This is a genomic window from Micromonospora sp. WMMC264 (assembly GCF_027497275.1).
Lineage (GTDB): Bacteria > Actinomycetota > Actinomycetes > Mycobacteriales > Micromonosporaceae > Micromonospora > Micromonospora chalcea.
Genome location: NZ_CP114907.1, coordinates 1,943,787 through 1,968,876 on the forward strand (window position 1 = coordinate 1,943,787; position 25,090 = coordinate 1,968,876).

A 25,090-nucleotide genomic window follows, 5' to 3' on the forward strand; every position below is an offset into this window, starting at 1 on the left:
CCGCCATCTCGGCGAGCTGGAGTCGAGCAAGCGTCAGCCGGCGGCCAGCCGGACACCGAGCGCGACGAAGGCGACAGCGCAGAGCCGGTCGACCCGCCGCGACCAGCGGCTGTCGCCCCAGCGGCGGGCGAACCGCCCGGCGCCCACGCCGAGAGCCAGGTCCACGGTGAGCTGCACCGCGACGAACAGCGCGCCGAGCAGCACCAGCTGTGCCGCCACCGGGCCCGCGTCGGGCCGGACGAACTGCGGCAGGAACGCCACGCTGAACAGGATCATCTTCGGGTTGAGCAGGTTCGTGAGCAGCCCGCGCCGGAACGCCCGCCCGGCGCCGCCGCCGTCCGCCCCGTCCGCCGCGACGCCGGGCCGGCCCGTGCCGCGCAGCGCCCGCAGGCCCAGCACGATCAGGTACGCCGCACCGGCCCACCGGATCGCGGTGAACAGCACCGGGGACGCGGCGATCACGGTGGCGAGTCCGGCCACCACGGCGGCGACGTGCACCGCCTCCCCGGCCGCGACCCCGAGCGCCGCCACCGCCCCGGCCCGCGCGCCGTACCGGGTGGCGTTGGCGAGCACGAACATCATGTCCGGCCCGGAGGTGAGCATGAGCACCACGATCGCGGCCAGGTATCCCGCGAGCGTGGCCGCCGACAGTCCGAGCACGCCTCAGCCCTCCTCGGCGCCGTCGAGCAGCGCCCGGCGCAGCGCCAGCCGGTGTTCGCGCCGGATCTGCGCCTCCCGGTAGCGCCGCCGGTCACCGTCGGTGCCGGGCAGCAGCGGCGGCACCGGCCGGGGCTGGCCCTCGTCGTCCACGGCCACCATCACCAGGTGCGCGGTCGCCACGTCCACCGGCGGCACCGCGCGGTCCCAGCGGTCCGCGCTGACCTTCACGGCCACCTCCATCGAGCTGCGGCCGGCCCAGGTGATCCGGGCGTCCACGTGCACCACGTCACCGACGCGGACAGCGCGCAGGAAGGCCGTCTCGTCGATGGCGGCGGTGACGGCCGGTCCGTCGGAGTGGCGGGCGGCGACCACCCCGGCGACCGAGTCGATCAGGTTGAGGATCCGGCCGCCGTGCACCGTGCCCATCAGGTTGGTGTGGTGCTGGTCCATGATCTGCGACAGGGTCAGGTGCGACGCCGACGGTGGTCGGCCGGTGAGGGTGATGGCATCGGTCACGGTGCGGTTCCGTCCTCGCAGAAGCGGACCGCCGACCGGACGGGGGAGTTGCACGTCGAGGCACGCCGACGGCTCCCGCCCGGCGTGTCACCCGCCCGACCCACCCGCGAGGTCGACGGCAGCGCGCACCGGTGGTACGCGCGACGCGGGCAGGTCTTCGGACTCGCGGGCCCGACCGGGGTCGCCGGTCGCCTACCGGCCGTCGCTTCCCAGGCCGGTGGCCCAGTGCTGTTGACGGCTGTCGTTCCCACTCACCGCTGCGGGGCAGTCCCGGACTTCCACCGGGTTCCCTCTTACGACACCCGGCCGTCGCCGACCGGGTGAACCAGCGCTCCCGGCAGCCTAACCCAGCCCCGACCCGCCCTCGCCGCGACCCGCGTTCCGCCCTTCGGCGCACTGCCCCCGGCCGTCCCACAGGCGCGCAGGCTCCGGCACACCCGGTGCCGCCCCGCATGCGCCGTCCGCATGGCGGGACGTCTCTCCCGCTCATCAGGAAGCCGGGCGGACCCGCGTCAGCGGGCGACGGGTCAGGAGGCGCGGCGGCGTCGAAGCAGTAGCGCGGTCACGCCGGCTGCCGCCACCGCGGCGACCGCTCCGCCGACCAGGATTCCCACCGGCAGACCGCCGTCGTCGGCGCCCGTCGAGGCGTCGGCACTCGCCGGAGACGCGTCCGCGCCTGCCGCAGCGCCCGCCGAGACGTCCGCGGAGGCGGCCGGCGAGGGAGTGGCCGGTGACGGGGCGGCCGCCGGGGGAGCGGCCGGGTCGGCGACGGTGAAGCGGTACGAGCCCTGGACCGGGTGGCCGTCGCGCGAGACCACGCGGTAGGCGACGGTGTAGGTGCCGTTGGCCAGCGGCTCCTCGATCGTCACCGTGCCCGTCGCGCCGTCCACGGCGGGCGCGCTCGCGGGCACCTGACGGTCGGTGGAGTCGCGCAGCGTGATGGTGGTGAAGGCCGGGTTGAGCCGTTGCAGGAACCGCAGCGTCACCTGCGTCGGCGCGGTGGTGAGCCGGGCGTCGCGGGCCGGCGTGGCCTCCTGCAGCGAGTTGTGCGCCGCCGCGGGCGTGGCCGGGACCAGCAGCAGCGCCGCGGTGAACAGCGCGGCGAGGAGTGCGGAGACGGTACGGGTACGCATGACGCGCCTTCCTGGTCGTGGTCAGCGTCGTGGTCAGCCGAGCAGTTGCTGGCCGATCCAGCCGCCCTCGGGGCAGCCGGGCGGTACGGCGAACACGGCGGAGCCGATCGGGGTGGTCCACTCGTTGAGCAGGTCCCGTTCGGCCAGCCGCCGCTGGATGGGCAGGAACTGCCGGGCGATGTCGGCCTGGTACGCGGCGAAGACGAGCCCGCTGTCCGCGTGTCCCTCGGCGGTCGGCGCGCCGTCGTAGTTGTAGGGCCGGCGCAGGATCTTCTGCCGGTCGTCGGTGACGCGGGCCCGGGTCAGGTGCGAGAAGTCCGGGATCACGGTGAGCCCGTCCGGTCCGAGCGCGGCGAAGTCGGGCTCGTCGTGCTCCGCCTCGCCGGTCAGCGGCGCGCCGGTGTCGAGGCGCCGGCCCACCGCGAGTTCCCGGTCGGCGCGGCCGAGCAGGTCCCACGTCTCCAGGTTCATGCTGATCCGGCGCACCACCAGGGTGGTGGAGTCGCGCAGCCAGTCCGGCCCGTCGGTCACCCAGACGGCGGTGTCCGCCGACACGCCGGGCTTCGGGTTGGCGGTGCCGTCGAGCTGGCCGAACAGGTTGCGCTGGGTGCGTCCGGGCTCGGCGCCGGCGGCCCGGCGGAAGCCCTGCTGCACCCAGCGGACGGTGGCGAACGGGCGGCTGTCCTTGGTCAGGACCCGTTGGGCGTGCGCGACGGTGAGCGGGTCGTCGGCGCAGATCTGCAGCAGCAGGTCGCCGCCGGACCAGCGGGGCTGCAACCGGTCGATCCGGAACGCCGGCAGGTCGGCCACCGACGTGGGGCGGCGGTCGTCGAGCCCGGCGGCGGCGTAGAGCCCGGGGCCGAAGCCGAACGTGACTGTCAGCCGGGCCGGCAGCAGGCCCAGTTCCGGCTCGGTGTCGGCCAGCGCCGGGCGACCCTGGGTGAGCCGGGCGGCGTCGTCGGAGAGCAGTCGCAGCATCCGCCCGAGCGCGGCCCGGTCCGTGTCCGGGCGCAGCGTGTACGCGACGAACGCGGCGTGCGCCTGGGGCTCGGTGGTGACACCGGACTGGCGCGCGCCGTGGAACGGCTCGACAGCGCTGCCGACCTGGGCCACCGGGACGGCGTCGTCGGGGCGTACCCCGTGGGAACGGAGGGCGGCGAGGGCACCCGCGCCGGCCAGCGCGCCCCCGGCGGCCGCCGCGCCGCCGGTGAGCAGGCCGCGCCGGCTGACCCGGCGCGCGGGCGCGCCGGTTCCGGTCATGACGCGGGGCTCGCGCCGTGTCCGGGCGCGTACGTCTCCTGGGCGCCGGTGAACGGCTTGGCCACCGCGGTGAACGTCTGGGTGCGCCCGTCGGCGAAGGTGAGCGTGACGTCGAGCTGGTCGCCGGGGCGCACCGGGCGGGTCAGGTCCATCAGCATGAGATGGTCGCCACCGGGCTCCAGCGCGGCCTGGGCTCCGGCGGCGACCACGACGCCGCCCTGCTTCTGCCGCATCGCCATCTTCCCGTCGGTCATGGCCATCTCGTGGATCTCGGCCCGGGACACGTCGGTGGTCACCCCGGTGATCGTGACGTCGGCGTCGCCGTCGTTGACGAGCGTGGCGAACGCGGCGGTCATGCCCTTGTCGGCGGCCTTCACCCACGGGTCGCGGATCGTCAGCACGCCCGCTGCCGCGCTCGCCGGGGGCGAGGCGGGCGCCGACGCCGACGGCGCGGTTGTGGGCGTGGCGTCGGCGGAGCCGCAGGCGGCGACGGACGCGGCCAGGACGGCGGCGCCGATCAGGGCCGCCGTGCGTGGGAAGCGTCGGCTGGTGGTGCTGGGCATGCGGTCGTCCCCTCGAAGATCCGGTGTTCGTACCGTTGGTCGGGGCGGCGCCGCGGATAGTTCCGGCCCGGGGAGTCGGTCGCGTCACATGCACCCGGGCTCACCGCGACCGGGGACCGGGGAGCGCCCGGAAGGCATAATGGTTCCGGGTGTCACGTGGCGCGCCGGGCGCGGCCGTGGCCGGAGAGGGCGCCCGGACGAGGGAGGCGGACGGTGACGGCGACGACCGGGGCGACCCGCAACACCCGGCAGCGCGCCGAGGTGCTGGCGCTGCTGCGGGAGCTGGACGGCTTCCACAGCGCGCAGCAGTTGCACCAGATGCTCGTGCAGCGGCAGGCGAAGGTGGGTCTGACCACCGTCTACCGGACGTTGCAGCTGCTCGTCGACAACGGCGAGATCGACTCGGCGCGGCTGCCCGGCGGCGAGCACCTCTACCGGCGGTGCAGCCAGAGCCGCCATCACCACCACCTGGTCTGCCGCCGCTGCGGCCGTGCGGTGGAGGTGGCCGGCCCGGCCGTGGAGCGGTGGGCCGACCAGGTCGCCGCGCAGCACGGTTTCACCGACGTCGGGCACACCCTGGAGATCTTCGGCACCTGCGACCGCTGCGCCGCCTGAGCCACCGCCGCGGGCGGGCGGTGACCCGCCCGCGCCGGGCCGCCGGTCAGCAGTTGCGCAGCGCCGGTGACTGGTTCAGCAACTGGCCGCGGCTGGAGGTGAACCGGCGGTACGCCTCGGAGCCGGCCGCGCCGGGGCGGAAGGCTGCCACCCGGTGGCAGTTCTGGAACGCCAGCGTGATCCCGAAGTGCCGCTCCAGCCCGGCGCGGATCGCGTCGCTGGCCATCGCGCGCAGCAGTTGCCCGCGCTCGGCGTCGCCGGGCGGCGGCACGACGTTGTCGGCGAACTCGGCGTCGGTCGCGGCGAGGTCGGCGGCGACCCGGCTGACCGTCTCCCAGGCGTACGGCAGGGAGTCGCGGACACAGGCGACGAACGCCTCCTCGTCGACGGGACCGGTCTCGGCGGCGTGCAGCAGGGCGGGCGGAACGGTGAGCGACATGGGTCCTCCGGCAGCTCTAACGAACACGGTTTCCATTACCATCTGAGCACACCATGTCGCCGGACGACCGTCAAGGACCGGCGCACGCGAAACGGCGGACGGACCCGAAGGCCCGTCCGCCGTGTGACGTCGCGGAACGTGTCAGCGCAGGTGCGCCTCGATCGCCTCGATGACCCGGGGCCGCAGCTCGGCGGCGCGGATCACCGCGTCGACCGAGCCGACCTCGACCGCCCGCTGGATGCTGTGCACCCGGTCGAACTCGGCGGCCACCTCGCCCAGCTTCTCCGCCCGCACCGACCCGCGCAGCTCGTCCAGCTCCGCGCTGAGCGTGGCCCGCTCGGTACCGGTGGCGGACGCCACCCGGCCCTCCAGCTCGCGTACCCGGGAATCGGCCGCGGTGCGGGCGGCGACCTCACCGGCGAACACCACGGCGGCGGCCGGCGCGCCACCGAGCACCGAGGCGAACGACCCCTCGATCGCCAGCACCGTCATGTCCGGGTTGAGCGCCTTGGAGAAGACCACGAACGCGCCGCCGTGATAGCGCGAGATCACGCAGAACACGATCGGGCCGCGGAAGTTGACGATCGCCCGGCCGATCTCCGCGCCGTACTCCAACTGGAGCTTGCGCATCGACTCGGGTGAGCCGTCGAAGCCGGACAGGTTCGCCAGCACGACCAGCGGCCGGTTGCCGCTGGCCGCGTTGATCGCCCGCGCGGCCTTCTTCGAGGAGCGCGGGAACAGCGTGCCCGCGGTGTAGGTGTCCGGGCCGTCGGTGGGCGGGAAGCCGTGCCGGGGCACCGACCGCGACTCGATGCCGAGCAGGCACACCGGGATGCCGCCCAGGTGCACGTCCTGCACCACAGCGGTCTCCGCGTCGGCCATGCCCGCCCACCGCTCCAGCACCGGATGGTCCTGGTCGGCGAGGGCCCGCATGACGGTACGGATGTCGAACGGCTTCTTGCGGTCCGGGTTCGCGGTGGCGGAGAAGATCTCGCCCACCGTGGCGAAGTCGCTGCCGGCCACCGCGTGCGGGTAGCCGCAGATGTCCCGGTCCACCGGGTCCATGGTGACGGCCCGGCGCGGCGCGTGCTCGCCCGGCACGACGTACGTGTGGTCGTAGTGCGCCATCAGCACGTCCCGCGCGCCCGGCAGGTCCGGCGCCCAGTACTGCGCCTGCCCGTTCGGGCCCATCACCCGGTCGTAGCCGCCGATGCCGAAGTTGTCCTCGGCGGACACGCCGCCGGAGAAGTCCAGCGACTGCTTGCCGGTGAGCACCATCGCCGAGTCGGGCGTCATGACCAGCACGCCCTTGGTGTGCATGAGCATCGTCGCCTCGGCGTTCCAGTACGGCTGGGCGCCGACGTTGATGCCCGCGACCACGATGTTGATCTCGCCGCCGTCCTGGGTGAACTCGACGATCCGCTTCAGCGCCGCGGCCACCCAGTCCATGTTCTCGGTGCCGGAGGTCATCGAGATCCGGGCGCCGGCGCTCAGCGCGTACCACTCCAGCGGCACGCCCATCCGCTGCGCCAGGTCCAGCGCGGCGATCACCCGCCGGCACTCCGGCTCGGACAGCGCGCCCAGCGACTTGGTCGGATCGCCGAGCAGCACCACCCGGGTCACGCCCTGCGGGTGGCGGGGCGTCGGCGTGGTGACCACGCCGGCCACGATCGCCGCGCTGTTGCGGCCCTTGGGCCGGTCCACCGGCACCAGCTGGTGGTCCGCGTCCAGGTCGTGCTCGACGAAGTCGCCCAGCAGCCCGGTCAGCTCGTACGGGTAGACGGTGTTGCGGCTGGCCGCCCGCAGCACCTTCAGCCGGTACTCGTCCAGCGGCTCGACCGGCTCGCTCGGCGGCTCACCCACGTCGAGCCGGGCGTGCCCGGTGACGTCGAAGGTGATCCGCACGCCGACCTTGGTCAGCTCGCCGGTACGGCGGTCGCGCTGGCGCGCGATGAACAGGATCTCCTCCAGCTCCGCGCCCACCGTGGTGGGGCGTACCCGGCCGGCGATCAGCTCCATCTCCTCGCGGGTCAGCTCGCTGGGCGGCCACACGTAGATGACGATCCGGTTGGTCGGGAACCGCGACTTCGACGGCCGCCGCGACTGCGCCCGGCGAATCGAGTCGATGCAGGCCGCCACCGTGTCCTCGGTGGTGGGCAGCGACACCAGGCGGCCGTCCTGCTCCCGCAGCCCGGTCAGGTCGCGTACCTGCGCGAACGCGACCAGCCGCTGGTCGGACGGGTTCTGCCGGGCCACCGCCTGGAACAGGTAGACCTCCTCGTCCAGCGACGGCAGGCGGGTCAGGTCGAACTCGCGCAGCCGCTCCAGCTGCATCCGCTGCGCGATGTGCGGGTGCAGGCCGCGGATCAGGCGCTCCTCGGCCATCCCGTTTTCGCCGGGCCGGAACGTGAAGTGGTGGTGCATCACCGCGCCGCCGCGCCCGGCGACGGTGGTGGTGATCCGGCGTACCGCCGCCGGCAGCGGGTGCGCGTTCAGCACGTCGAGCAGCGCGGCGGCGGTGGCGTCGAAGTCCTCGGGCTGGTTCTCCCAGGACAGGTAGACGTCCGCGTCGACGGCGTCGCGGTCGCCGGCCACCTCGGCCAGTCCGCGCAGCGCGTCGCCGAGCGCGTCGAACCGCACCGCCGCCGACACGACGCTCGAACCGTCCCGCCCGGCCACCACGAACGTGCAGCCACCGGTGGCCCGGGTGGTGACCTCGGTGAGCGCCTTGTTGCCGTAGTAGCGGCGGGTCAGCACCTCCAGCATCGTCGCGTTGTCCAGGTCGTCGCGGACCAGGCGCTGGCCGAGCAGCCGGACCAGCGGCTCGGTGCTGCGTACCATCTCGGCGACCCGGTCGGCGCGGTCCGGCGCGTCCGGGTGCGTGTCGAGGTGCCGCAGGTGCGCGCGGACCCGCGCGTAGACCCGGGCCCGGTTGCGGCGCAGCAGCGGCTGGGCGAACCAGGCGAACACCACGCCCCGCGCCAGGTCGGCGACGACCGGGAAGCGGACCTGGGTGGCCGCGACGAGACGCTCCAGGGTGAGGCCGGCGGGCTCGCGCAGCGCCTCGTCCGGCGGCGGCTCGCGCAGCCACGAGCGCAGCAGCGCGGCGATCACCGTGGCGTCCGCGGCGGCCCGCTGCAGGGCCAGGAAGATCCGGAAGACCGCGGCCTCCAGCTCGGGGGAGCGGTCCAGCTCGGTGACACCGTAGTGGGCAAGCGCCTTGGCGAGGCGGGCCCGGAACGAGTCCGGGGAACCGGCCCGCTCGACGTCGAGGCTCTGCAGGTAGGTGTGGAAGTACTCGCGGGCGCTGTGCACGTGCCCGGCCGGCCCGTCGTCGCCGGGACGGTTGCGGCTCAGCTCGGCCAGGTCGGCGAAGACGCCGACCAGTTCCAGCTCCTCGGCCAGCGGCCGGTGCCCGGCCTCGGTGGCCGCCCGGCGCGCGTCCAGGTAGTCGTCGAGCACCCGGCGCTCGTCGTGCGGGTCGACGTCGTAGCCGAGCAGCAGCGCGCACAGGTCCTCCTGGCCGCGCTCGGCCCGGGACCGCGCCGGCACGTCCGCCGCAGGCGCCGGCAGGTCCAGCTCGACAGCGGGACCGGCCGGGCCGTCGGCGGCCTCGGCGCCTTCCTCGACGAGCGGCTCCAGACGCAGCAGCGGCGCACCCGCCTCCACCTGGGTGCCGACCTGAACCGACGACTCCTTGAGGCGGGCCCGGAACGGCGCGCGCAGCACCGTCTCCATCTTCATCGCCTCCAGCACCAGCACCGGCGCGCCGGCCTCGACCTCCGCGCCGACCGCAAGTGGCGTGGCGACCACGAGCGCCGGCATGGGGGAGCGCACCACGCCGCCCTCGTCGCGGCTGATCCGGTGCGTCACGCCGTCGACCTCGACCAGGTGCACCGGGCCGTGGGTGTCGGTGAGCAGGCGGAACCGGGCGCCGTTGACGGCGATCTGGCCGGTGTGCCGGTCGAAGCGGTCCAGCTCGACGTCGGCAGTGCGCACGTCGCCACCGGCCTCGACACCGACCCGGAACCGGTGCGCGCCGACCCGGGCCACCCGCATCCGGTAGGTCACGCCGCGCAGCTTCAGGTCCAGCGGCCGGCCGCTGCGGTGCTGCACCTGCGGGCGTCCACCCGCCGCTGTGGACAGCAACCGCTGCCGCTCGGCGGTCTCGTCCTCCTCGTAGGCCTCGATCGCGGCGGCGGCGAGCGCGACGGCGGAGTGCCGGTGCGCGACCAGGCGGCCCTCTCCGCGTACCCGGTCGATCCAGCCGGTGTCCGCGCTGGCGTCGATCACCTCGGGCTGGTCGAGCAGGTCGAGCACGAAGCTCTTGTTCGTCGCGCCGCCGGCGATGACCACTGTGGTGTTCGCCATCGCCCGGCGCAGGCGGCCCAGCGCCTCGTCCCGGTCCCGGCCGTACGCGATGATCTTGGCGATCATGGAGTCGAAGTCGGCCGGGATGGTGTCGCCCTCGCTGACGCCGGTGTCGACCCGGATGCCCGGCCCGGCGGGCAGGTCCAGCCGGGTGATCCGGCCGGGGGAGGGCGCGAAGTCGCGGTCCGGGTCCTCGGCGTTGAGCCGCGCCTCGATCGCGTGCCCGCGCTCGACCGGCGGCTCGCCGGTGAGCCGGCCGCCACCGGCCACGTGCAACTGCGCCTTGACCAGGTCGAACCCGGTGGTCGCCTCGGTGATCGGGTGCTCGACCTGAAGGCGCGTGTTGACCTCCAGGAAGGCGAACAGCCGGTCGCCCGGGTGGTAGAGGAACTCGACAGTGGCCGCGCCCCGGTAGCCGACCGCCACCGCCAGGCGCTCCGCCGAGGCCTTCAGCTCCGCCGCCTGCTCCGGGGCGAGCACCGGCGACGCGGACTCCTCGATCACCTTCTGGTTGCGCCGCTGCACCGAGCAGTCCCGTACCCCGAGCGCCCACGCGGTGCCCTGGCCGTCGGCGATCACCTGCACCTCGACGTGCCGGGCGCCGGTGACCAGGCGCTCCAGGAACACCACGCCGCTGCCGAACGCCCGCGCCGCCTCCTGGCTGGTGCGCTCGTAGGCGTCGGCCAGTTCGGCGTCGCTGCGGATCACCCGGATGCCGCGCCCGCCGCCACCCGCCGTGGCCTTCAGCATCAGCGGGTAGCCGATGTCGGCCGCCGCGCGCAGCGCGTCCTCCAGGCTCTCCACCGCGCCGCGGCTCCACGGCGCGACCGGCACGCCGACCTCCTCGGCGATCAGCTTCGCGCCGATCTTGTCGCCGAGCTTGCGCATGGCGTCCGGGCTCGGCCCGACGAACGTCACGCCGATCTTCTCGCACAACTCGGCGAACGCCGGGTCCTCGGCCACGAAACCCCAGCCGACCCAGGCGGCGTCCGCGCCGGTCTCCACCAGCGCGCGTTCCAGCGCCTTCAGGTCCAGGTACGGGCGGGCGGACGCGGGGCCCAGGTCGTAGGCGACGTCCGCCTCGCGGACGAAGGTGGCGGTACGGTCGACGTCGGTGTACAGCGCGACGGTCTCGATCCGGCTGCCGGTCTCCGCGGCCAGTTCCCGGACCGCGTGGATGAGCCGCATCGCGGACTCACCACGGTTGACGATGGCGACACGGGTGAACACGTGACCGTCCCCTTCGATAGAACCACGGTGGCGCGCCGGGTGGCGACGATGCCCCCGGCTTGCCTCACCCTTCCGCCTGCGCGCGTACGGCGCCATGTCGTAACGGCCGAAGCCTGAGCGGGAGCCGTTGTAGGAACCGAACAAAACTTTTTAGCCAGCCACTCACTACCCGCCGGTACGCGCTACGGCGCCGGACCCGTGCGGGTCCGGCGCCGTGACGTGCGTGCGGGGCTCAGCCCGGAATGTCCCGGGGGTCGCGCTCGCGGGGGTACGTGTTCTTCTCGCCGATGGTGCCGTCCTGCTTCTTGATCACGTGCTCGGTGCCGCGCTCGACCGCCATCTCCCGGCCGGCCGCCTCCGCCTCCGCCTTGGTGTCGTGGCGGCTGCTCGCGCGCTCGTTGCCCTCCGGCCGGTTCTTCCACTGCCCGTCCTGCTGGTAGGTGTCGATGTCGCCCTTCGCCATGCCGTCAGCTCCCTCGATCGCGTGTCCGATGACAAATGTCTGCCCATGCGAGGGGAGTGCTAATCCTGGCGGCCCGGATCCGTGCCTCACGCCGTGGCGTGCAGGCCCTGCCAGGCGCCGTAGCCGCCGAGCAGATCGGACACGTCGGCGTGACCGGCGTTGCGCAGCAGGCTGGCGGCGACCGAGGAGCGGTAGCCGCCGGCGCAGTGCACGACGATCGGGCGCCCCACGGGCACCTCGCCGAGGCGGTGGGTCAGCTCGGCCAGCGGGATGTGCCGGGAACCGTCCACCGCGCCCTGCTCCCGCTCAGCGGCGTTGCGGACGTCCAGCACCACCGGCGCGTCCGGGCCGTCGAGGGCCGCGCGCAGCTCGGTGGCGGTGACCCGGCTGGCCCGGGTCATCTCGGCGGTCATCTCCAGGAAAGCGCTCTCGGGCTTGCGGAGGTAGCCGATCACCCGGTCGAAGCCGATGCGGGCGAGGCGGACGACGATCTCCTCCTCCCGGTCCTGCGGGGTCACCACGAGCACCGGTCGGTCGGGTGCGACGACGCTGCCGGCGGTCTCGGCGAACCTGCCGTCGGCCGGGACGTTGAGCGCGCCGCGCAGGTGCCCGGCGGCGTACTCCTGCGGGTCGCGGGCGTCGACCACGACGGCGCCGTCGGCTCGGGCGGCCAGGAACTCGGCCGGGGTGAGTGGGCGGGCCGGCCGGGCGTGGTCGAACAGCTCCCGCGCCTTGCGGTTGAGCACCGCGTCGAAGGCGAAGTAGCCGGGCGCGGCCGGCTGCCCGCCGGTGACCAGGGCGAGGAAGCGCTCCTCGCTCATCGGCGCGCAGGCGTAGTTGGTGCGGCGCTGCTCGCCGATGGTGGACTGCCGCTCGGTGGACAGGTTCTTGCCGCAGGCCGAGCCGGCGCCGTGGGCGGGAAAGACGCGTACCTCGTCGGGCAGGCCCATCAGCTTGTGCTGGACGCTGTCGTAGAGCATGCGGCCGAGTTCCTCGGCGGTCACGCCGAGCGAGGCGAGCAGGTCGGGGCGGCCGACGTCGCCGATGAACAGCGCGTCGCCGGTCAGCACGCCGTACGGGACCGCGTCGTCGGCGCGCTCGTAGACCAGGATGCTGATCGACTCGGGTGTGTGGCCCGGGGTCTCCATGATCTCCAGGGTCACGTCGCCGAGGCTGATCCGTTCGCCGTCGGTGAGCTTGCGGCTCGGGTACTCGGTCTCGGCCCGGTGCCCGTAGCCGATCCACGCGCCGGTCGCGGCGGCCACCTCGAGGTGCCCGGCGAGGAAGTCGGCGTGGAAGTGGGTGTTGATGACGCCCTCGATGGTCAGGCCGTGCGCCTTGGCGTCGGTGAGGTACTCGTCGATGTCCCGGCGCGGGTCGACGAGCACGGCCCGGCCGGTGCGGTCGTCGGCGATCAGGTACGAGGCCTGGGACAGGCAGTCGAGGTAGTACTGGGTGAACAACATGAGCCGCACTCCTTCGCGCAGTGATGTCGGGCGATACGGCAACTGTAGCGCATACCCCCGGGGGTATATTCCGAGGCGGCTGCCGCCCGGAAGTATTTGCCGGAACGGCAAGGTTCCTTGCTGGCCGGTGGACCCCGGCGCACGATGGCGAGGGCCCGGGCGGGCAGACGCCCGGCGGCGAGGAGGCGGACATGACGGGGCACCACCGCGAGCACCCGGCGGCGGACACCGACCCGGCCCGGTTCTGGGACGAGCGGTACGGCCAGCGGGACCGGATCTGGAGCGGCCGGGTGAACCCGGTCCTGGCCGAGGTGGCCGCCGCGCTGCCCCCGGGCACCGTGCTCGACCTGGGCAGCGGTGAGGGCGGCGACGCGGTGTGGCTGGCGTCGCGCGGCTGGCGGGTCACCGCCGTGGACATCTCGTCCGTCGCGCTGGACCGCCTCGCCGTGGAGGCCGAGCGGGCCGGGGTGGCGGAGCGGATCACCACCGTCCGGCACGACCTCACCCAGGGCTTCCCGCCCGGCCGGTACGACCTGGTGTCCGCGCAGTTCTTCCAGTCGCCGCTGGTCCTGCCCCGGGAGACGGTGCTGCCCCCGGCGGCCGAGGCGGTCGCTCCCGGCGGCCGGCTGCTCGTCGTCGAGCACGGCGCGCCGCCGCCCTGGGCCGGGCCCGACACCGGCCACCACCGGTTCGCCGAACCGGAGGAGATCCTGGCCGCGATGAGCCTCGACCCGGACGGCTGGGACACCGAGCGGCTGGGCGCGGCGCGCCGTACCGCCACCGGCCCGGACGGCCAGACCGGCGAGCTGATCGACCACGTGGTGCTGGTGCGGCGCCGCTGACCCCGGTCAGGCCCGCGCGGGCGGCCGGGTCAGCACCAGCACCAGCAGCCCGGCCGCGCACAGCGCGGTGCTCATGCCGTACGCCCACCGGTAGCCGACCTGCGCGGAGAGCCCGAGCAGCGGCCCGGCGAGCATCGCGCCGATCGGAAACGTGTTGGTGAACAGCGTGGTGGCCCGGCCCGGCTCGCCCGGCAGCAGATCCTGCACGTAGGCGATCCCGACACCGGACACCGCGGCGATGAACAGCGCGTTCGCCGGCTGCGCGAACAGCAGGAACGGCACGCTCGGCGCCAGCGCGGCGGCCGCGTAGTAGGCGACCCCGCAGCCGCCGCCGACCAGGATCAGCGGCCGCAGCCGGACCCGCGCGGTCAGCGCGCCCAGCCCGAGGATCAGCGGGATCTCCAGCGCCGCGCACAGGCCCAGCACCAGCCCGGCGCGGGAGGGGTCGTCGTGCAGTTCGGTGTCGATGAACAGCGGCATCGCCTGCACACCGACCGTCAGCGGGCACTGGAGCAGCACGAACGTGAGCGCCGTCAGCGCCAGCCGCAGCCGGGACGCGCCGCGCGGGCCGGGCGTGGCGCCGTCCGGATCGGCCGCGACCGGCCGCGCCGGCAGCGGCAGCTCCTCCAGCCGGAACGCGGCCACCAGCGCGGCCAGCGCGTACATGACGGCGGCCATGCCGTAGACCAGGCGGAAGCCGCCGACGTCGAGCAGCACCGCGGCCAGCGCCGGCCCGGCCACCCAGGCGACCGAGAACACGGTACGCATGAGGCTGACGCCGAACGCCGCCCGCGCCGGATCGTCCCTGTCGAACAGCGCCCGGGTGTACGCGAACGACTGCGGGAACAGCGAGTTCGCCAGCGCGGTGGCGGTCGCGGTCAACCCCAGCAGGATCCAGTAGTCCCGGACGTACGCGGTCAGGCCCGCGCCCAGCACGCCGGCCAGCGCGGCGCCGACCAGCAGCGCGCGCCGGATCGGCAGGCGGTCCGACAGCCGGCCGATCAGCGCGGAGGCGACCACCCCGGACAGCGGCGCGACGACCAGGAACACGGTCACCCGTAACGGACTGGCGTGGACCTCCCGGTCGAGGAACAGCGACAGGAACGGCAGCACCACGGCGGTGGACAGACCGACGGTCAGGAAGACCACACCCAGCGGGAGCAGCCGGAATCGGCCGGCGCGCACCGCCGGCCTCGTGTCCACAGCCATGCGGCGGACTGTACGCCGCGGCGGCGCGGCGGCCGACCGGGTTTCCGCGGCCCGGACGGTCCCGGCGCTCAGCCGGCCGGGCGGGGCGGTACGCCGGCCCGGTCGCAGGCCTCCCGGTACATGCGCACCACCTCCCGGCGGATCTGCGCCCGTTCGGTGAGCCGGTGGGCGAACGGGACGCGCACCGGAACCTCCGTGCCGCCGACGGTGACGGCGAAGTCGATGCCGTCGGCGTCCAGGCCGGTGGTGCGGGCCGCGGTGGCGTCCGGCCGGCCGCCGAGCGTACGGCAGATCAGCAGCGCGTCCCCGGCGTGGTCGTCGTTCATGTGCCGGCTGACGGCGGCGACCACCTCCGGCGGGAAACCGGCGCTCACGCGGCGCCCTCCCGGCTGCCCGCCGCCACCAGGCGACCCAGGTCGGTGAAGACCGCGATGTTGTGCTCGTACGCCACCAGCACCTCGTCGCGCAGCGCCGCCCGGCCGGTCTCGTCCAGCGCGAGCGCGTCCAGCCTCGCCCGGTAGGCGTCCTTGTACGACTTCGGATCGGTGATCCGCGGGAAGCGGTAGAACGACGCCCCGGCCTCGCCGGTCACCCCGTAGTACCGGGCCACGCAGCGCCCGATGTGCCGCCCGCCGGACAGGTCGCCGAGATAGCGGATGTAGTGGTGCGCGATGAACCGCTCGGGCGATCCGGCGCAGGCCGAGGTGATCCGCGCGGCGTACCCGACAGCGGCCGGGATCGGCTCCATCACCTCGCGCCAGCGCGGGCCGAGCAGGAACCGCAGGTCGGCGGCGAGTGCGGGCAGCCGGGTCAGCGCGTCGTCGACGAACGGGCCGGCCAGCGGGTCCTCGCGCATCGTCTCCGCGACGCCCTCCAGCGCCGCGTAGATGCCGTGGTGCGCGACGACGAGCGCGGTGTAGCCGGCCACGTCGAGCTCACCGGCGGTGAGCGCGGAGACGTACCGCTGGGACTCGGCGCTCTGGTGCGCGTCGCGGGTCTCGGCGCGCAGCCGGGCCGCGAACGTCTGTGTATCCATCTGCTATCTCTCCTCGTCGGCTGACGGTCTTGCGGGCCGGCCGCGTCGGGGCACGATCAGCGGCAGCCCGTCACGCGGGTGGGGGACGACGTCGATGTCGTACCGGTAGACCGCGCTGAGCAGCGGGGCGGTCAGCACGTCGCGCGGCGCCCCGGCGGCGCGGACGCGTCCGTCGCCGAGCAGGGTCACGGTGTCCGCGTACGCCCCGGTCAGCGTCAGGTCGTGCAGCACCACGACCACGGCGTCCCCGGCGCGGGCCCGCTCCCGGGCGATGTGCATGACCAGTTCCTGGTGCCGCAGGTCGAGCGCGGCGGTCGGCTCGTCGAGCAGCAGCGTGGTGGCCCGCTGCGCCAGGACCCGGGCCAGCGCGGCGCGGGCCTGCTCGCCGCCGGACAGCGCGGGGTACGGCCGGGCCGCGAAGCGGGCGACGTCGCAGCGGTCGAGCACGTCGGCGACGACGGCGTCGTCCTGGTCCCGCTCCGGCCGCCCGGCCCACGGCGCCCGGCCCATCCGCACCACCTCCCCGACCGTGAACGGGAAGCTGAGCGTGTTGCGCTGGGCGAGGACGGCCCGGCGCCAGGCCAGCTCAACCGGGCTCCACGACTCGCGGGGCAGACCGTCGACCTCGATCCGGCCGGCGGCGGCCGGCACGTCACCGCTGATCGCGCCGAGCAGCGTCGACTTCCCGGCGCCGTTCGGCCCGACCAGGGCGTGCACCTCGCCGGCGCGTACCCGAAGGTCGATCCCGTCGAGCACGGTCCGGCCGGCGCGTTCGACGCGCAGCCCGGCCACCCGGATCCGGACGTGCCCGGCGGGCGCCGGGCGCGGCGGACGGGCGGCGGCGAACCGGCGCGGTGTACGCGGAAGGCTCATCCCCAGCCTCCGGCCCGGTCGCGGGTGCGGCGCAGCAGCCAGAAGAACGCCGGGCCGCCGATGACCGCGGTGAGCACGCCGAGGGGCAGCTCCTGGTGTTCGACGAGGGTACGCGCCGCGAGGTCGGCGCCGATCACCACGACGGCCCCGCCGAGCGCGCTGGCGACCAGCAGCACCCGGTGGCCCGGTCCGGCGACCATCCGGATCAGGTGCGGCACGACCAGTCCGACGAAGCTGATGATGCCGGTGAACGCGACAGCGGCGGCGCCGAGCAGCGCGGTGACGACGATCAGCCGCAGCCGCAGGCGTTCGGTGTTCACGCCGAGGTGCCGGGCGGCGGGTTCGCCGAGGGCGAGCAGGTCGAGCCGGCGCGCGTCGGCGCAGGCGACGGCGAGGCCGACGAGCAGGCACGGCGCGGCGAGACCGACGGCCGTCCAACTGGCCTGGGCGAGGCTGCCGAGGTTCCAGAAGGCGATGGCCTGTACGCCGGACTGGTCGGTGACGAACATGAGCAGCCCGATCACCGATCCGGCGACCGCGTTGACCGCGACGCCGGTCAGCACCAGCGTCACCACCTCGGTCCGGCCGCCGGAGCGGGCCAGCGCGTACACCAGGTAGGTGGTGGCGAGGCCGCCGGCGAAGGCGGCGAGCGGCACGATCCATCCGCCCAGGACGGTGACGCCGGTGACGATGGCCAGGGCGGCGCCGACGGCGGCGCCGGCCGACACCCCGATGACGCCGGGCTCGGCGAGCGGGTTGCCGAAGACGCCCTGCATGACCGCGCCGGCGCAGCCGAGGGCGGCGCCGACGACGGCCGCCAGCAGCACCCGGGGGAAGCGGACGATCCAGAGCGCGTTCTCGCCCTGCGCCGCCGACGGCAGCGGACCGAGGTCCAGCCCGAGGCGGTGCAGCACGGAGCCGAGCACCTCGGCGGGGGAGATCGCCACCTGGCCGCGCCCGGCGGCCAGCAGGGCGACGAGCACGAGGGCGGCGCCGAGCCCGGCCACCAGGACGGCGCCCCGCCGGCCGGGCGACCGGGGCGCGCCGGTGACTGGCGCCGGGGCGGCGGGTGCGGGCCGCTTCCGTAGCGTGGTCACGACAGGTCCTCGCACGAGTGGACGGCGCGGGCCAGGGCCTGGACGACCCGGCCGGAGCGGACGCCGAAGGTGAGCAGCGTGCCGTCGGCCATGTCGACGACGCGCCGGTTCGCCCCGGCCGGCGTCTGCGCCACGCCGGGCAGCTTCACCAGGCCGTCGACGCCGCCGACGGAGGCGAGCCCGGCGCTCATCACCAGGATCACGTCGGGCGCGGCGTTGATGAGGCCCTCGCTGGTCAGCGGACGGAACTTGGACAGCCCGGCGGCGCTGCCGGCGTCGACGCCGCCGACCGCCTCGATCATCGCGTCGGACCCGGCGCCCCGGCCGCCGATCAGGTAGACCCCGGCGGTGCCGCGCAGGTAGAGGAACGCGATCCGTGGCGCGCGGCCCGCCGGGGCGGTACGCCGGGCCTCGGCGATCTCGCTCCGCACGCGGGTCACCAGCCGTTCTCCGGCCTCGGGCACGCCGAGCGCCGCCGCGATCGCGCGGATGTGCGCCGGTACGCCGTCGAGCGTCGGCTCGGCAGGTACCCGCACGACCGGGATGCCGGCGGCGCGGAGCTGGCGCAGCACCTCGGGCGGCCCGACGCCGTCGTCGACGAGCACGACGCTGGGGTCGAGGTCGAGCACCGCCTCGGCGGAGAGGTCGTGCCCGCCCGGGGTGACCACCGGCAGGTGCGCGGCGGCGGGGAACGTGGTCGAGGTGTCCCGCCCGATGACGTTGCCGCCCAGGCCGAGGCCGAAGACGATCTCGGCGATCGAGCCGTGCAGGTTCACCGGGAGGATGCGGCTGACGTCGTCGACGGTCACCGTCGTGCCGTCGCCGGAGCGTACGGTGGCCGGCAGCGCGGGCGTGGGCGCCGGGCGGACCGGCTCGACGTCGGCGTCGTCCACTGTCGCGGTGACCGGGCCGCAGCCGGCGGCGGACGGCGTGCCCGATCGGCCCGGCGCGGCGCAGCCGGTCGCCGCCAGGGTCACCGCGAGCAGCGCGACGAGTGGTCCCCGGCCCGGTCGCCGGTGCGGGCGGCTCACCGGCCGGCACCGCGACGGCGCCGCCAACGGCCGAGGCCGAGCAGGACGACCAGGGCCAGCGCGGCGGCCACCACCCCGACGGTCCATCCGCGTCCGGCCCCGGAGGTGTCGCTGACCCGCGTGACGTGGAGGTCGGAGGCCGCGGCCTGCGACGGCGCCCCGGCCCCGGGCGCGGCGCCCGTCACCCCTGCCGCCCCCGCTGCGGCCGGCGCGTTGCCGGAGGCGGCCGGGGCCGGCGCGTCCTGTCCGGTGGTGGTCCGGGGCGTGGCGGCGGGCGTGGTCGCCTTCGGCGCCGGGCCGGCCTTCGGCGGGGCGCTCGTGGCGCCGGCGGCGAACGTGACCGGCACCCGTACGTCCTGGGACCGGTCGGAGGCCCGGGTGTGGTCGGCGCGGGTGACGACCGCGCACCGCCGGACGGTGCAGTCGACGTCGCCGATGGTGGGGGTCACCTTGACCGTCACGGAGAAGGAGCCGCCGGGGCCGTACGGCTCGGGCAGGCCCTCGGCGTAGGCGGGCGGGTTCGACGAGATCCACTGCGAGGCGCCGAGGCTGCCGGTGGTGTCGGCGCCGCCGCCGCACGGGGTGGCCGCCACGCCCGGTCCGTTGTCGACGCAGTACGCGACGTAGATGCCCTTGTCGACGTCGTAGCCGCGCCCGGAGACGGACACGGTGGCGCCGGAGCGGCTCAGGCCGGTGCTCGGGGTGACGGTGAGCTTCTGGCCGCCGCTGCCGGTGGCGGTGCCGGCGTGGGCCGGCGCGGGCGTGGCGACGACGGTGGCGGTGAGCAGAACGGTGGTCCAGATGGTGCGGCGCCGTGCTCGCATCGGGCTCCTCACACGACAGGTCCGGCCGGACGTGCCGGCCGAGCGGTTACTTAGGTTTGGCTAACCTAAGTGGCGAACGCGCAGGTGGCAAGGGGTCCGTTCGGCTGAAGATCTTGGGACGCTTCGTGGATCACCCAATCATCTTAGGTTTGCCTAACCTAATGCCTTCGCTTCCCCTCCCGAGAGGAACAGCATGTTCAGATCCAGAGCCGGAGCCCTCCGGTCGATGCGCTGGGCGGCGGTGCTCGCCCTCGGCGTGTCGAGTGCGCTCGTGGGCGCCGGACCCGCCTCGGCGGCCGAGGCCGAGATCGCCAGCGGCAGCCTGACCTGGGGTTTCAAGGCCAGCTTCCGCAACTACGTCAAGGCCGGCAACGGGGACCCGCCGATCGCTGTCAGCAACGGTGCCACCGTCAACGCCGACGGCACGTTCACGTTCCCGTCGACCGGCGGCACGCACGACGCCGCCACCGGTACGACCAACGCCACGTACGGCGGCACCGTGGTGTTCTCGTACCCGGCGCACCTGCTGACCATCACGCTGGCCAACCCGACTGTCGCCGTCTCCGGCGGCACCGCCTCGCTGAAGGCGGACGTCGACCTGGCCACCACGATGACCGAGCCGGTCTCGGTGAAGCAGGCCACCATCGCCACCCTCACCGGCGCTCCCGCCACCAGCGGGAACACGGTGACCGGCAGCAACCTCGCCGCGGCGCTCACCAGCGTGGGAGCCGGCGCGTTCAACGGCTTCTACGCCGCCGGTGAGGCGCTGGACCCGGTGTCGTTCACGTTCACCACGGCAGGCGGCACCGCGCCCGCGACCCCGGCGGTGACCGTCGACCCGGCCCAGGGCCTCGACCCCGCCGGCGCGACTGTCACCGTACGCGGCACCGGCTTCGACCCGGACTTCAACAACGGGGCCGGCATCTACGTCTCGTTCGGACCGAAGGTCGACGAGCACTGGGCCAACGCCGGCGTCCTCCAGGTCACCAAGTGGGTCAACAAGACCAACGAGCCGACCGACGCCCGGGACCGGATGGCCGCCGACGGCAGCTTCACCACGACGCTGCCGATCAGCGCCGTCTACACCGACCGCAACGGCGACGAGGTGGACTGCACCGAGGTGCAGTGCTACGTCATCACCTTCGCCGCCCGCGGCTCGGCCGACCGCCGCCAGGACACGTTCACGCCGATCACCTTCACCCGTACCGGCGCGGGTGGGAACTCGGCCCAGCAGCGGATCACCAGCACCGTGACCGGCGGCCCGCTCAGCCTGAGCGTGGCCGGCGCGAACGTCGCCCTGCCGCCGGTCGGCAAGGGCGAGTACGCCCGGGCGCCGCTGAACACCGCCACGGTGGCCGACCTGCGCGGTGCCGGCACCGGCTGGAGCCTGGTCGGACAGGTGTCCGACTTCACCTCCGCCGCCGGTGGCGTCATCGCCGGGAACTACCTCGGCTGGGCGCCGACCGCGAACGTGGTGGACGACCCGCTGGGCGGCACCACCGGCGCCGTCACCCCGGGCGCGGTGGCCGCTCCCGGCGCCGGTCTCGGCGAGGCCCGTGCGCTGTGCACGGCCGGCGCCGGGACCAGCAACGGCGTCTTCGCCTGCGGCGCCGAGCTCAACCTCGGTGTGCCGGCGTCCGCCGCGGCGGGCGACTACGTCGCCACGCTCACCCTGACCCTCTCCTGATTCACCGACCGGGTCGGCCCTGGTGGGGCGCGGGCACGTCGCCCGTGCCCCACCAGCGGCGTCTGCCCGGCGACCACCTCGCAGCGGAGCACGGTATGCCCCTCCTCACGCCCACCACCCGCATCCCGGTCGCCCGGATCGGCGCCGCGCTCGCCGCCGTGCTGCTCGCGGTGCTGCTCGGGTCACCGTCGCGCGGCGAGGCGGCCCCCCGGCCGGCGCCGTCCGCCGACCCCGGCGCCGCCCGCTGGGCGGTCCAGCCGTCCGGGCCCGGCGGGCCGACCGGGCGCAACTACTTCACCTACGACCTGGCGCCGGGCGCCACGATCACCGACCACGTCGGGGTGACCAACCTCGGTGACCGGCCGCTCACCTTCGCGGTGTACGGCACCGACGCGTACACCACCACCGACGGCGCCTTCGCGCTGCTGCCCTCCGACCGGGCCGCCACCGACGTCGGCGCCTGGATCGGCGTCGAGCGGCGGAACTGGACCGTCCAGCCCGGCCGGCGCGCGGACATCCCGTTCCGCCTCACCGTGCCGCGCGACGCCACGCCGGGCGACCACACCGGTGGCGTGATCGCCGCGGTCGCCCAGGACGGCGTCACCGCCGACGGGCAGCGGGTCCGCCTCGACCAGCGGATCGCCGCCCGGGTCTACCTCCGCGTGGCCGGCGAGGTCCGCCCCGCCGTGACCGTCGAAACGGTACGCGTCGACTACGACACCCCGCTCAACCCGATCGGACGCGCCGACCTCACGGTCACCTACCGGATCCGCAACAGCGGCAACGTCCGCGTCGGCGGCACCGGCGCGGTGGTCGTCGACGGCCCGGGTGGCTGGACGCTGTCCCGGACCAGCCCGGTCGACCTGCCGGAGCTGCTGCCCGGCGCCGAGTTCACCGTCACCGAGCGGGTCACCGGGGTGCCGCCCGCGCTGCGGCTGACCGCGACAGTGGACCTCGCACCCACCACCGTCGACACCGCGCTGCCCCCGGTGCGGCGCACCGCGAGCGTGTGGGCGCCGCCCTGGCTGCTGATCGCCGCTCCGGCGGCCGCGGGAGCCTGGCTCCTCCACCTGCGCCGTCGTCGACGCCGCCCCACCTCGGCCGCGCCCTCCACCACGCCCGGGCCGGCGCCGGTGTCCGAGCCTCCGGCGACGGTTGCACCCGCCGGGCCGGCGTCGGTGTCCGAGCCCTCGGCCGCTCCCGGCGGGCCGGCGGATGCGTCCCGGGCCCCCGTCGCGGGAACGGCCGAACCCCCGGCGGGCGGCACGGCGGCCGGTGCCCGGTGACCCCGGTCCTGCCGGCCGCCGCCGCGATCCTCGCGCTGGCCGTGCCGGTCCCGGCACCGCCGTCCGCCCCGGACGGCGCCGCCGTCTCCGCCCCGCCCGCGCCGTCGTCCACTGCGGCCTCCGCGCCGCCGCGGCCCGCTGTCGTCGTGCCGTCCGGCCCGCTGACTGTCGGGCAGCGGGTCACCGTCACGCTGCGCGGCTGGCCGGCCGGCCCGGTCCACCTCACGGTCTGCGGTAACGACGCCCGCCGGGGCGCGCTCGACTGCGCCAACGAACAGGCCACCACCGTCCAGGTGCCGGCGGGCACGACGGCGGCGCCGATCGCGCTGGCGGCGCCACCCGTCGCCTGTCCCTGCGTGCTGCGCGCGCATGCGCTGACCGGCGCCGTCCAGGCCACCGCCGCGCTGCCGGTCCGCGGCGTGACCGCCGCCCCGGCGCCCGCGCCGGCCGCCACGCCGCGACTGCACCTCGACGAGCTGCGCGTCGCCGGCCGCCGCCCGCTGCGGGAATGGTTCGGGCTGCCCGAGACGCTCACCGTACGCGTCGCGCTGCGCAACCCCGGCCCGGCCGACGTGGTCGACCCGCCGTTCACGCTGCTGCTCGGCCGGCCCGGACGGGCGCACACCATCGTCGCCGCCCCGCCCCTGGGCACCATCGGCGCCGGGCAGGTCCGGACGTACGAGATCCCGGTGCCGGTGGACGTCGCCGTGCTCGGGGCACACGAACTCCACGGCCGCGTCGACCTGCCGGAACGGCCGGTCGCCTTCGTGGTCGAGACCAGCCGCCACCCCTGGGGACTGCTCGGCGCGGCGGCGGTCCTGGTGGTGGCGCCGATCGTGCTCCGCCCGCGCCCGCCGCGCCGCCGGGGGCGGCACCGCACCGGCGAGGGAACCGGCTAGCCGACGGCGGTGGGGGAGGGCGGCGCGCTGCCGCCCTGCGGCGCCTCGGCGGTCATCAGCCGCACGATCTCCGCCCGGTCCGCTGCCGACGGCATCCCCCACTCCGGCCGGTAGCCGAACGCCCGGTCCAGCGGGATCGACGAGGTGCGGCCGTCGAGGATCTCCACCGCGTCGGTGCCGATCAGCCCGGGATGCTCGACGCCGCACGCCTCGGCCACCTTGACCAGGTCGCGGCGCAGCGTACAGATGTAGTTCGCGGCCCGTACCGACTTGCGGGCCGGGTCCAGACCCCGGGCCAGCCACGCGTTCTGCGTGGCGACGCCGGTCGGGCAGGTGTCGGTGTGGCACTTCTGCGCCTGGATGCAGCCGATCGCCAGCATCGCCTCCCGCCCGACGTTGACCATGTCGGCGCCGAGCGCGAACGCCACCACGGCGTTGTCGGGCAGGCCGAGCTTGCCGGCGCCGACGAACACCACCTTCTCGTGCAGGTCGCGTTCGGCGAAGGTGCGGTAGACCCGGGAGAAGCCCTGCTGGAACGGCAGCGAGACCGAGTCGCTGAAGATCAGCGGCGCGGCCCCGGTGCCGCCCTCGCCCCCGTCGACGGTCACGAAGTCAACGCCGCGCCCGGTGTCGCGCATCAGCGTGGCCAGATCCTCCCAGAACCCGAGGTCGCCGACGGCGGACTTGATGCCGACCGGCAGACCGGTCTCGGCGGCGAGCAGCTCCACCCAGTCGAGCAGGCTGTCGCAGTCGGAGAACTCGGCGTGCCGGGACGGGCTGACGCAGTCCTGACCGGCCGGGACGCCCCGGGTGGCGGCGATCTCGGCGGAGACCTTCGCCGCCGGCAGCAGGCCGCCGAGGCTCGGCTTGGCGCCCTGGCTGAGCTTGATCTCCAGCGCGCGTACCGGCGCCGACGCCACCAGGTCCTTGAGCCGCGGCAGGCTGAACCGGCCCTGCTCGTCGCGGCAGCCGAAGTACGCGGTGCCGAGCTGGAAGACCAGCTCACCGCCCATGCGGTGGTACGGCGACAGCCCGCCCTCGCCGGTGTTCTGCAGACAGCCGGCCAGCGCCGCGCCCCGGTTGAGCGCCTCCACCGCGTTGGCGGACAGCGAGCCGAAGCTCATGCCGGAGACGTTCACCACCGACTCCGGGCGGAACGCCCGCGCCCGGCCGCGCGCCGCGCCGAGCACCTTGGCGCAGGGCAGCGTCACGTCGTGCCCGGCGGTCGGGGCCGACGGCGGCACCGCCCGGCCGAACGTGCGGTGCTTGATGATCGGATAGCCGGAGGTGTGCTCGATGTCGTTGTCGGTGCCGAACCCGAAGTAGTTGTTCTCCTGCTTGGCCGAGGCGTACACCCAGCGCCGCTGGTCGCGGGTGAAGGGCCGCTCCTCGTCGTTGCCGGCCACGATGTACTGCCGCAGCTCCGGTCCGATCGACTCGATCAGGTACCGGGCCCGGCCCAGCACCGGGAAGTTGCGGCGCAGCGCGTGGTCGCGTTGCAGCAGGTCCCGCGCCGCCAGCGCGGCGACGGCGGCGACGGCTGCGGGTACGGCTCTTCTCGCCCAGCTCATCCCGCCACTCTTTCCGGCA

At 75.0% G+C, this 25,090-nt stretch carries 22 protein-coding genes and 1 riboswitch; of the genes, 5 read left to right on the plus strand and 17 right to left on the minus strand.

Annotated features, from left to right (window positions below):
* Positions 1-33: 33 nt before the first annotated feature.
* From O7542_RS07910 to O7542_RS07930, 5 genes are all read right to left on the minus strand, one after another.
* Entirely contained in the window at positions 34-660 is a 627-nt protein-coding gene (locus tag O7542_RS07910) for a LysE family translocator (RefSeq protein ID WP_166455997.1), read from the minus strand.
* Between the two features lie 3 nt (positions 661-663).
* Entirely contained in the window at positions 664-1,176 is a 513-nt protein-coding gene (locus tag O7542_RS07915) for an acyl-CoA thioesterase (RefSeq protein ID WP_030499185.1), read from the minus strand.
* 130 nt (positions 1,177-1,306) lie between these two features.
* Positions 1,307-1,508, minus strand: a riboswitch (cobalamin riboswitch).
* A 195-nt stretch (positions 1,509-1,703) separates the two neighbouring features.
* Positions 1,704-2,309: a copper resistance CopC family protein gene (locus O7542_RS07920; RefSeq protein WP_166455996.1), complete on the minus strand. Its 606-nt coding sequence runs from the start codon at positions 2,307-2,309 to the stop codon at positions 1,704-1,706.
* A 33-nt stretch (positions 2,310-2,342) separates the two neighbouring features.
* A complete protein-coding gene (locus O7542_RS07925; protein WP_281605960.1) occupies positions 2,343-3,569 on the minus strand; it encodes a Dyp-type peroxidase in 1,227 nt (408 codons plus the stop codon).
* A complete protein-coding gene (locus O7542_RS07930; RefSeq protein WP_166455994.1) occupies positions 3,566-4,132 on the minus strand; it encodes a copper chaperone PCu(A)C in 567 nt (188 codons plus the stop codon). The genes O7542_RS07925 and O7542_RS07930 overlap by 4 nt, the downstream gene beginning before the upstream one ends.
* Positions 4,133-4,345: 213 nt before the next feature.
* On the opposite strand from O7542_RS07930, the gene O7542_RS07935 reads away from it, so the two are divergent.
* Entirely contained in the window at positions 4,346-4,747 is a 402-nt protein-coding gene (locus O7542_RS07935) for a transcriptional repressor (RefSeq protein ID WP_043323380.1), read from the plus strand.
* 46 nt (positions 4,748-4,793) lie between these two features.
* Here O7542_RS07935 and O7542_RS07940 read toward each other — a convergent pair whose 3' ends face one another.
* From O7542_RS07940 to O7542_RS07955, 4 genes are all read right to left on the minus strand, one after another.
* A complete protein-coding gene (locus O7542_RS07940; RefSeq protein ID WP_043323383.1) occupies positions 4,794-5,186 on the minus strand; it encodes an SCO5389 family protein in 393 nt (130 codons plus the stop codon).
* 141 nt (positions 5,187-5,327) lie between these two features.
* The gene (locus O7542_RS07945; RefSeq protein ID WP_064445656.1) at positions 5,328-10,787 is read right to left on the minus strand and encodes a carboxyl transferase domain-containing protein; all 5,460 of its coding nucleotides are present in this window, start codon (positions 10,785-10,787) and stop codon (positions 5,328-5,330) included.
* A 232-nt stretch (positions 10,788-11,019) separates the two neighbouring features.
* Positions 11,020-11,250, minus strand: a complete 231-nt coding sequence (locus O7542_RS07950; protein ID WP_043323386.1) for a DUF2188 domain-containing protein — start codon at positions 11,248-11,250, stop codon at positions 11,020-11,022.
* 86 nt (positions 11,251-11,336) lie between these two features.
* A complete protein-coding gene (locus O7542_RS07955) occupies positions 11,337-12,716 on the minus strand; it encodes an MBL fold metallo-hydrolase (RefSeq protein ID WP_166455993.1) in 1,380 nt (459 codons plus the stop codon).
* 191 nt (positions 12,717-12,907) lie between these two features.
* On the opposite strand from O7542_RS07955, the gene O7542_RS07960 reads away from it, so the two are divergent.
* Complete coding sequence (locus tag O7542_RS07960) at positions 12,908-13,558, plus strand: class I SAM-dependent methyltransferase (RefSeq protein WP_166455992.1); 651 nt, start codon at positions 12,908-12,910, stop codon at positions 13,556-13,558.
* Between the two features lie 6 nt (positions 13,559-13,564).
* Here the strand turns inward: O7542_RS07960 and O7542_RS07965 are convergent, their stop codons facing one another.
* From O7542_RS07965 to O7542_RS07995, 7 genes are all read right to left on the minus strand, one after another.
* Positions 13,565-14,767 carry a sugar efflux transporter gene (locus O7542_RS07965; RefSeq protein WP_222948773.1) on the minus strand — a complete coding sequence of 401 codons (1,203 nt, stop codon included), beginning with the start codon at positions 14,765-14,767 and terminating at the stop codon, positions 13,565-13,567.
* 68 nt (positions 14,768-14,835) lie between these two features.
* Positions 14,836-15,141, minus strand: coding sequence for a DUF2470 domain-containing protein (locus O7542_RS07970; RefSeq protein ID WP_013286808.1), 306 nt, complete (start codon positions 15,139-15,141; stop codon positions 14,836-14,838).
* Entirely contained in the window at positions 15,138-15,803 is a 666-nt protein-coding gene (locus O7542_RS07975; protein ID WP_281605961.1) for a biliverdin-producing heme oxygenase, read from the minus strand. The genes O7542_RS07970 and O7542_RS07975 overlap by 4 nt, the downstream gene beginning before the upstream one ends.
* A gap of 3 nt (positions 15,804-15,806) precedes the next feature.
* Positions 15,807-16,676 carry a heme ABC transporter ATP-binding protein gene (locus O7542_RS07980; RefSeq protein ID WP_281605962.1) on the minus strand — a complete coding sequence of 290 codons (870 nt, stop codon included), beginning with the start codon at positions 16,674-16,676 and terminating at the stop codon, positions 15,807-15,809.
* Positions 16,673-17,773 (minus strand): iron ABC transporter permease, encoded by a 1,101-nt coding sequence (locus O7542_RS07985; RefSeq protein WP_281605963.1) that lies wholly within the window; start codon positions 17,771-17,773, stop codon positions 16,673-16,675. The genes O7542_RS07980 and O7542_RS07985 overlap by 4 nt, the downstream gene beginning before the upstream one ends.
* Positions 17,770-18,804 carry an ABC transporter substrate-binding protein gene (locus O7542_RS07990; RefSeq protein WP_281605964.1) on the minus strand — a complete coding sequence of 345 codons (1,035 nt, stop codon included), beginning with the start codon at positions 18,802-18,804 and terminating at the stop codon, positions 17,770-17,772. The genes O7542_RS07985 and O7542_RS07990 overlap by 4 nt, the downstream gene beginning before the upstream one ends.
* A complete protein-coding gene (locus tag O7542_RS07995) occupies positions 18,801-19,628 on the minus strand; it encodes a neocarzinostatin apoprotein domain-containing protein (protein WP_281605965.1) in 828 nt (275 codons plus the stop codon). The genes O7542_RS07990 and O7542_RS07995 overlap by 4 nt, the downstream gene beginning before the upstream one ends.
* 193 nt (positions 19,629-19,821) lie before the next feature.
* On the opposite strand from O7542_RS07995, the gene O7542_RS08000 reads away from it, so the two are divergent.
* From O7542_RS08000 to O7542_RS08010, 3 genes are all read left to right on the plus strand, one after another.
* On the plus strand, positions 19,822-21,315 hold the full coding sequence (locus O7542_RS08000; RefSeq protein WP_064445664.1) for an HtaA domain-containing protein: 1,494 nt from the start codon (positions 19,822-19,824) through the stop codon (positions 21,313-21,315).
* A 95-nt stretch (positions 21,316-21,410) separates the two neighbouring features.
* Entirely contained in the window at positions 21,411-22,601 is a 1,191-nt protein-coding gene (locus tag O7542_RS08005; protein WP_281605966.1) for a DUF916 domain-containing protein, read from the plus strand.
* Entirely contained in the window at positions 22,598-23,500 is a 903-nt protein-coding gene (locus tag O7542_RS08010; protein WP_166455989.1) for a hypothetical protein, read from the plus strand. Before O7542_RS08005 ends, O7542_RS08010 begins: the two co-directional genes overlap by 4 nt.
* Here the strand turns inward: O7542_RS08010 and O7542_RS08015 are convergent.
* The gene (locus tag O7542_RS08015; RefSeq protein WP_281605967.1) at positions 23,497-25,071 is read right to left on the minus strand and encodes an FMN-binding glutamate synthase family protein; all 1,575 of its coding nucleotides are present in this window, start codon (positions 25,069-25,071) and stop codon (positions 23,497-23,499) included. The two genes, O7542_RS08010 and O7542_RS08015, sit on opposite strands and share 4 nt — an antisense overlap.
* Positions 25,072-25,090 lie beyond the last annotated feature (19 nt).

Excerpts from the sequence above, each read along its gene's own strand:
- O7542_RS07920 (WP_166455996.1), bottom strand. The coding sequence starts at position 2,309 with ATGCGTACCCGTACCGTCTCCGCACTCCTCGCCGCGCTGTTCACCGCG.
- O7542_RS07925 (WP_281605960.1), bottom strand. The coding sequence starts at position 3,569 with ATGACCGGAACCGGCGCGCCCGCGCGCCGGGTCAGCCGGCGCGGCCTG.
- O7542_RS07930 (WP_166455994.1), bottom strand. The coding sequence starts at position 4,132 with ATGCCCAGCACCACCAGCCGACGCTTCCCACGCACGGCGGCCCTGATC.
- O7542_RS07940 (WP_043323383.1), bottom strand. The coding sequence starts at position 5,186 with ATGTCGCTCACCGTTCCGCCCGCCCTGCTGCACGCCGCCGAGACCGGT.
- O7542_RS07950 (WP_043323386.1), bottom strand. The coding sequence starts at position 11,250 with ATGGCGAAGGGCGACATCGACACCTACCAGCAGGACGGGCAGTGGAAG.
- O7542_RS07955 (WP_166455993.1), bottom strand. The coding sequence starts at position 12,716 with ATGTTGTTCACCCAGTACTACCTCGACTGCCTGTCCCAGGCCTCGTAC.
- O7542_RS07960 (WP_166455992.1), top strand. The coding sequence starts at position 12,908 with ATGACGGGGCACCACCGCGAGCACCCGGCGGCGGACACCGACCCGGCC.
- O7542_RS07965 (WP_222948773.1), bottom strand. The coding sequence starts at position 14,767 with ATGGCTGTGGACACGAGGCCGGCGGTGCGCGCCGGCCGATTCCGGCTG.
- O7542_RS07975 (WP_281605961.1), bottom strand. The coding sequence starts at position 15,803 with ATGGATACACAGACGTTCGCGGCCCGGCTGCGCGCCGAGACCCGCGAC.
- O7542_RS07980 (WP_281605962.1), bottom strand. The coding sequence starts at position 16,676 with ATGAGCCTTCCGCGTACACCGCGCCGGTTCGCCGCCGCCCGTCCGCCG.
- O7542_RS07995 (WP_281605965.1), bottom strand. The coding sequence starts at position 19,628 with ATGCGAGCACGGCGCCGCACCATCTGGACCACCGTTCTGCTCACCGCC.
- O7542_RS08000 (WP_064445664.1), top strand. The coding sequence starts at position 19,822 with ATGTTCAGATCCAGAGCCGGAGCCCTCCGGTCGATGCGCTGGGCGGCG.
- O7542_RS08005 (WP_281605966.1), top strand. The coding sequence starts at position 21,411 with ATGCCCCTCCTCACGCCCACCACCCGCATCCCGGTCGCCCGGATCGGC.
- O7542_RS08015 (WP_281605967.1), bottom strand. The coding sequence starts at position 25,071 with ATGAGCTGGGCGAGAAGAGCCGTACCCGCAGCCGTCGCCGCCGTCGCC.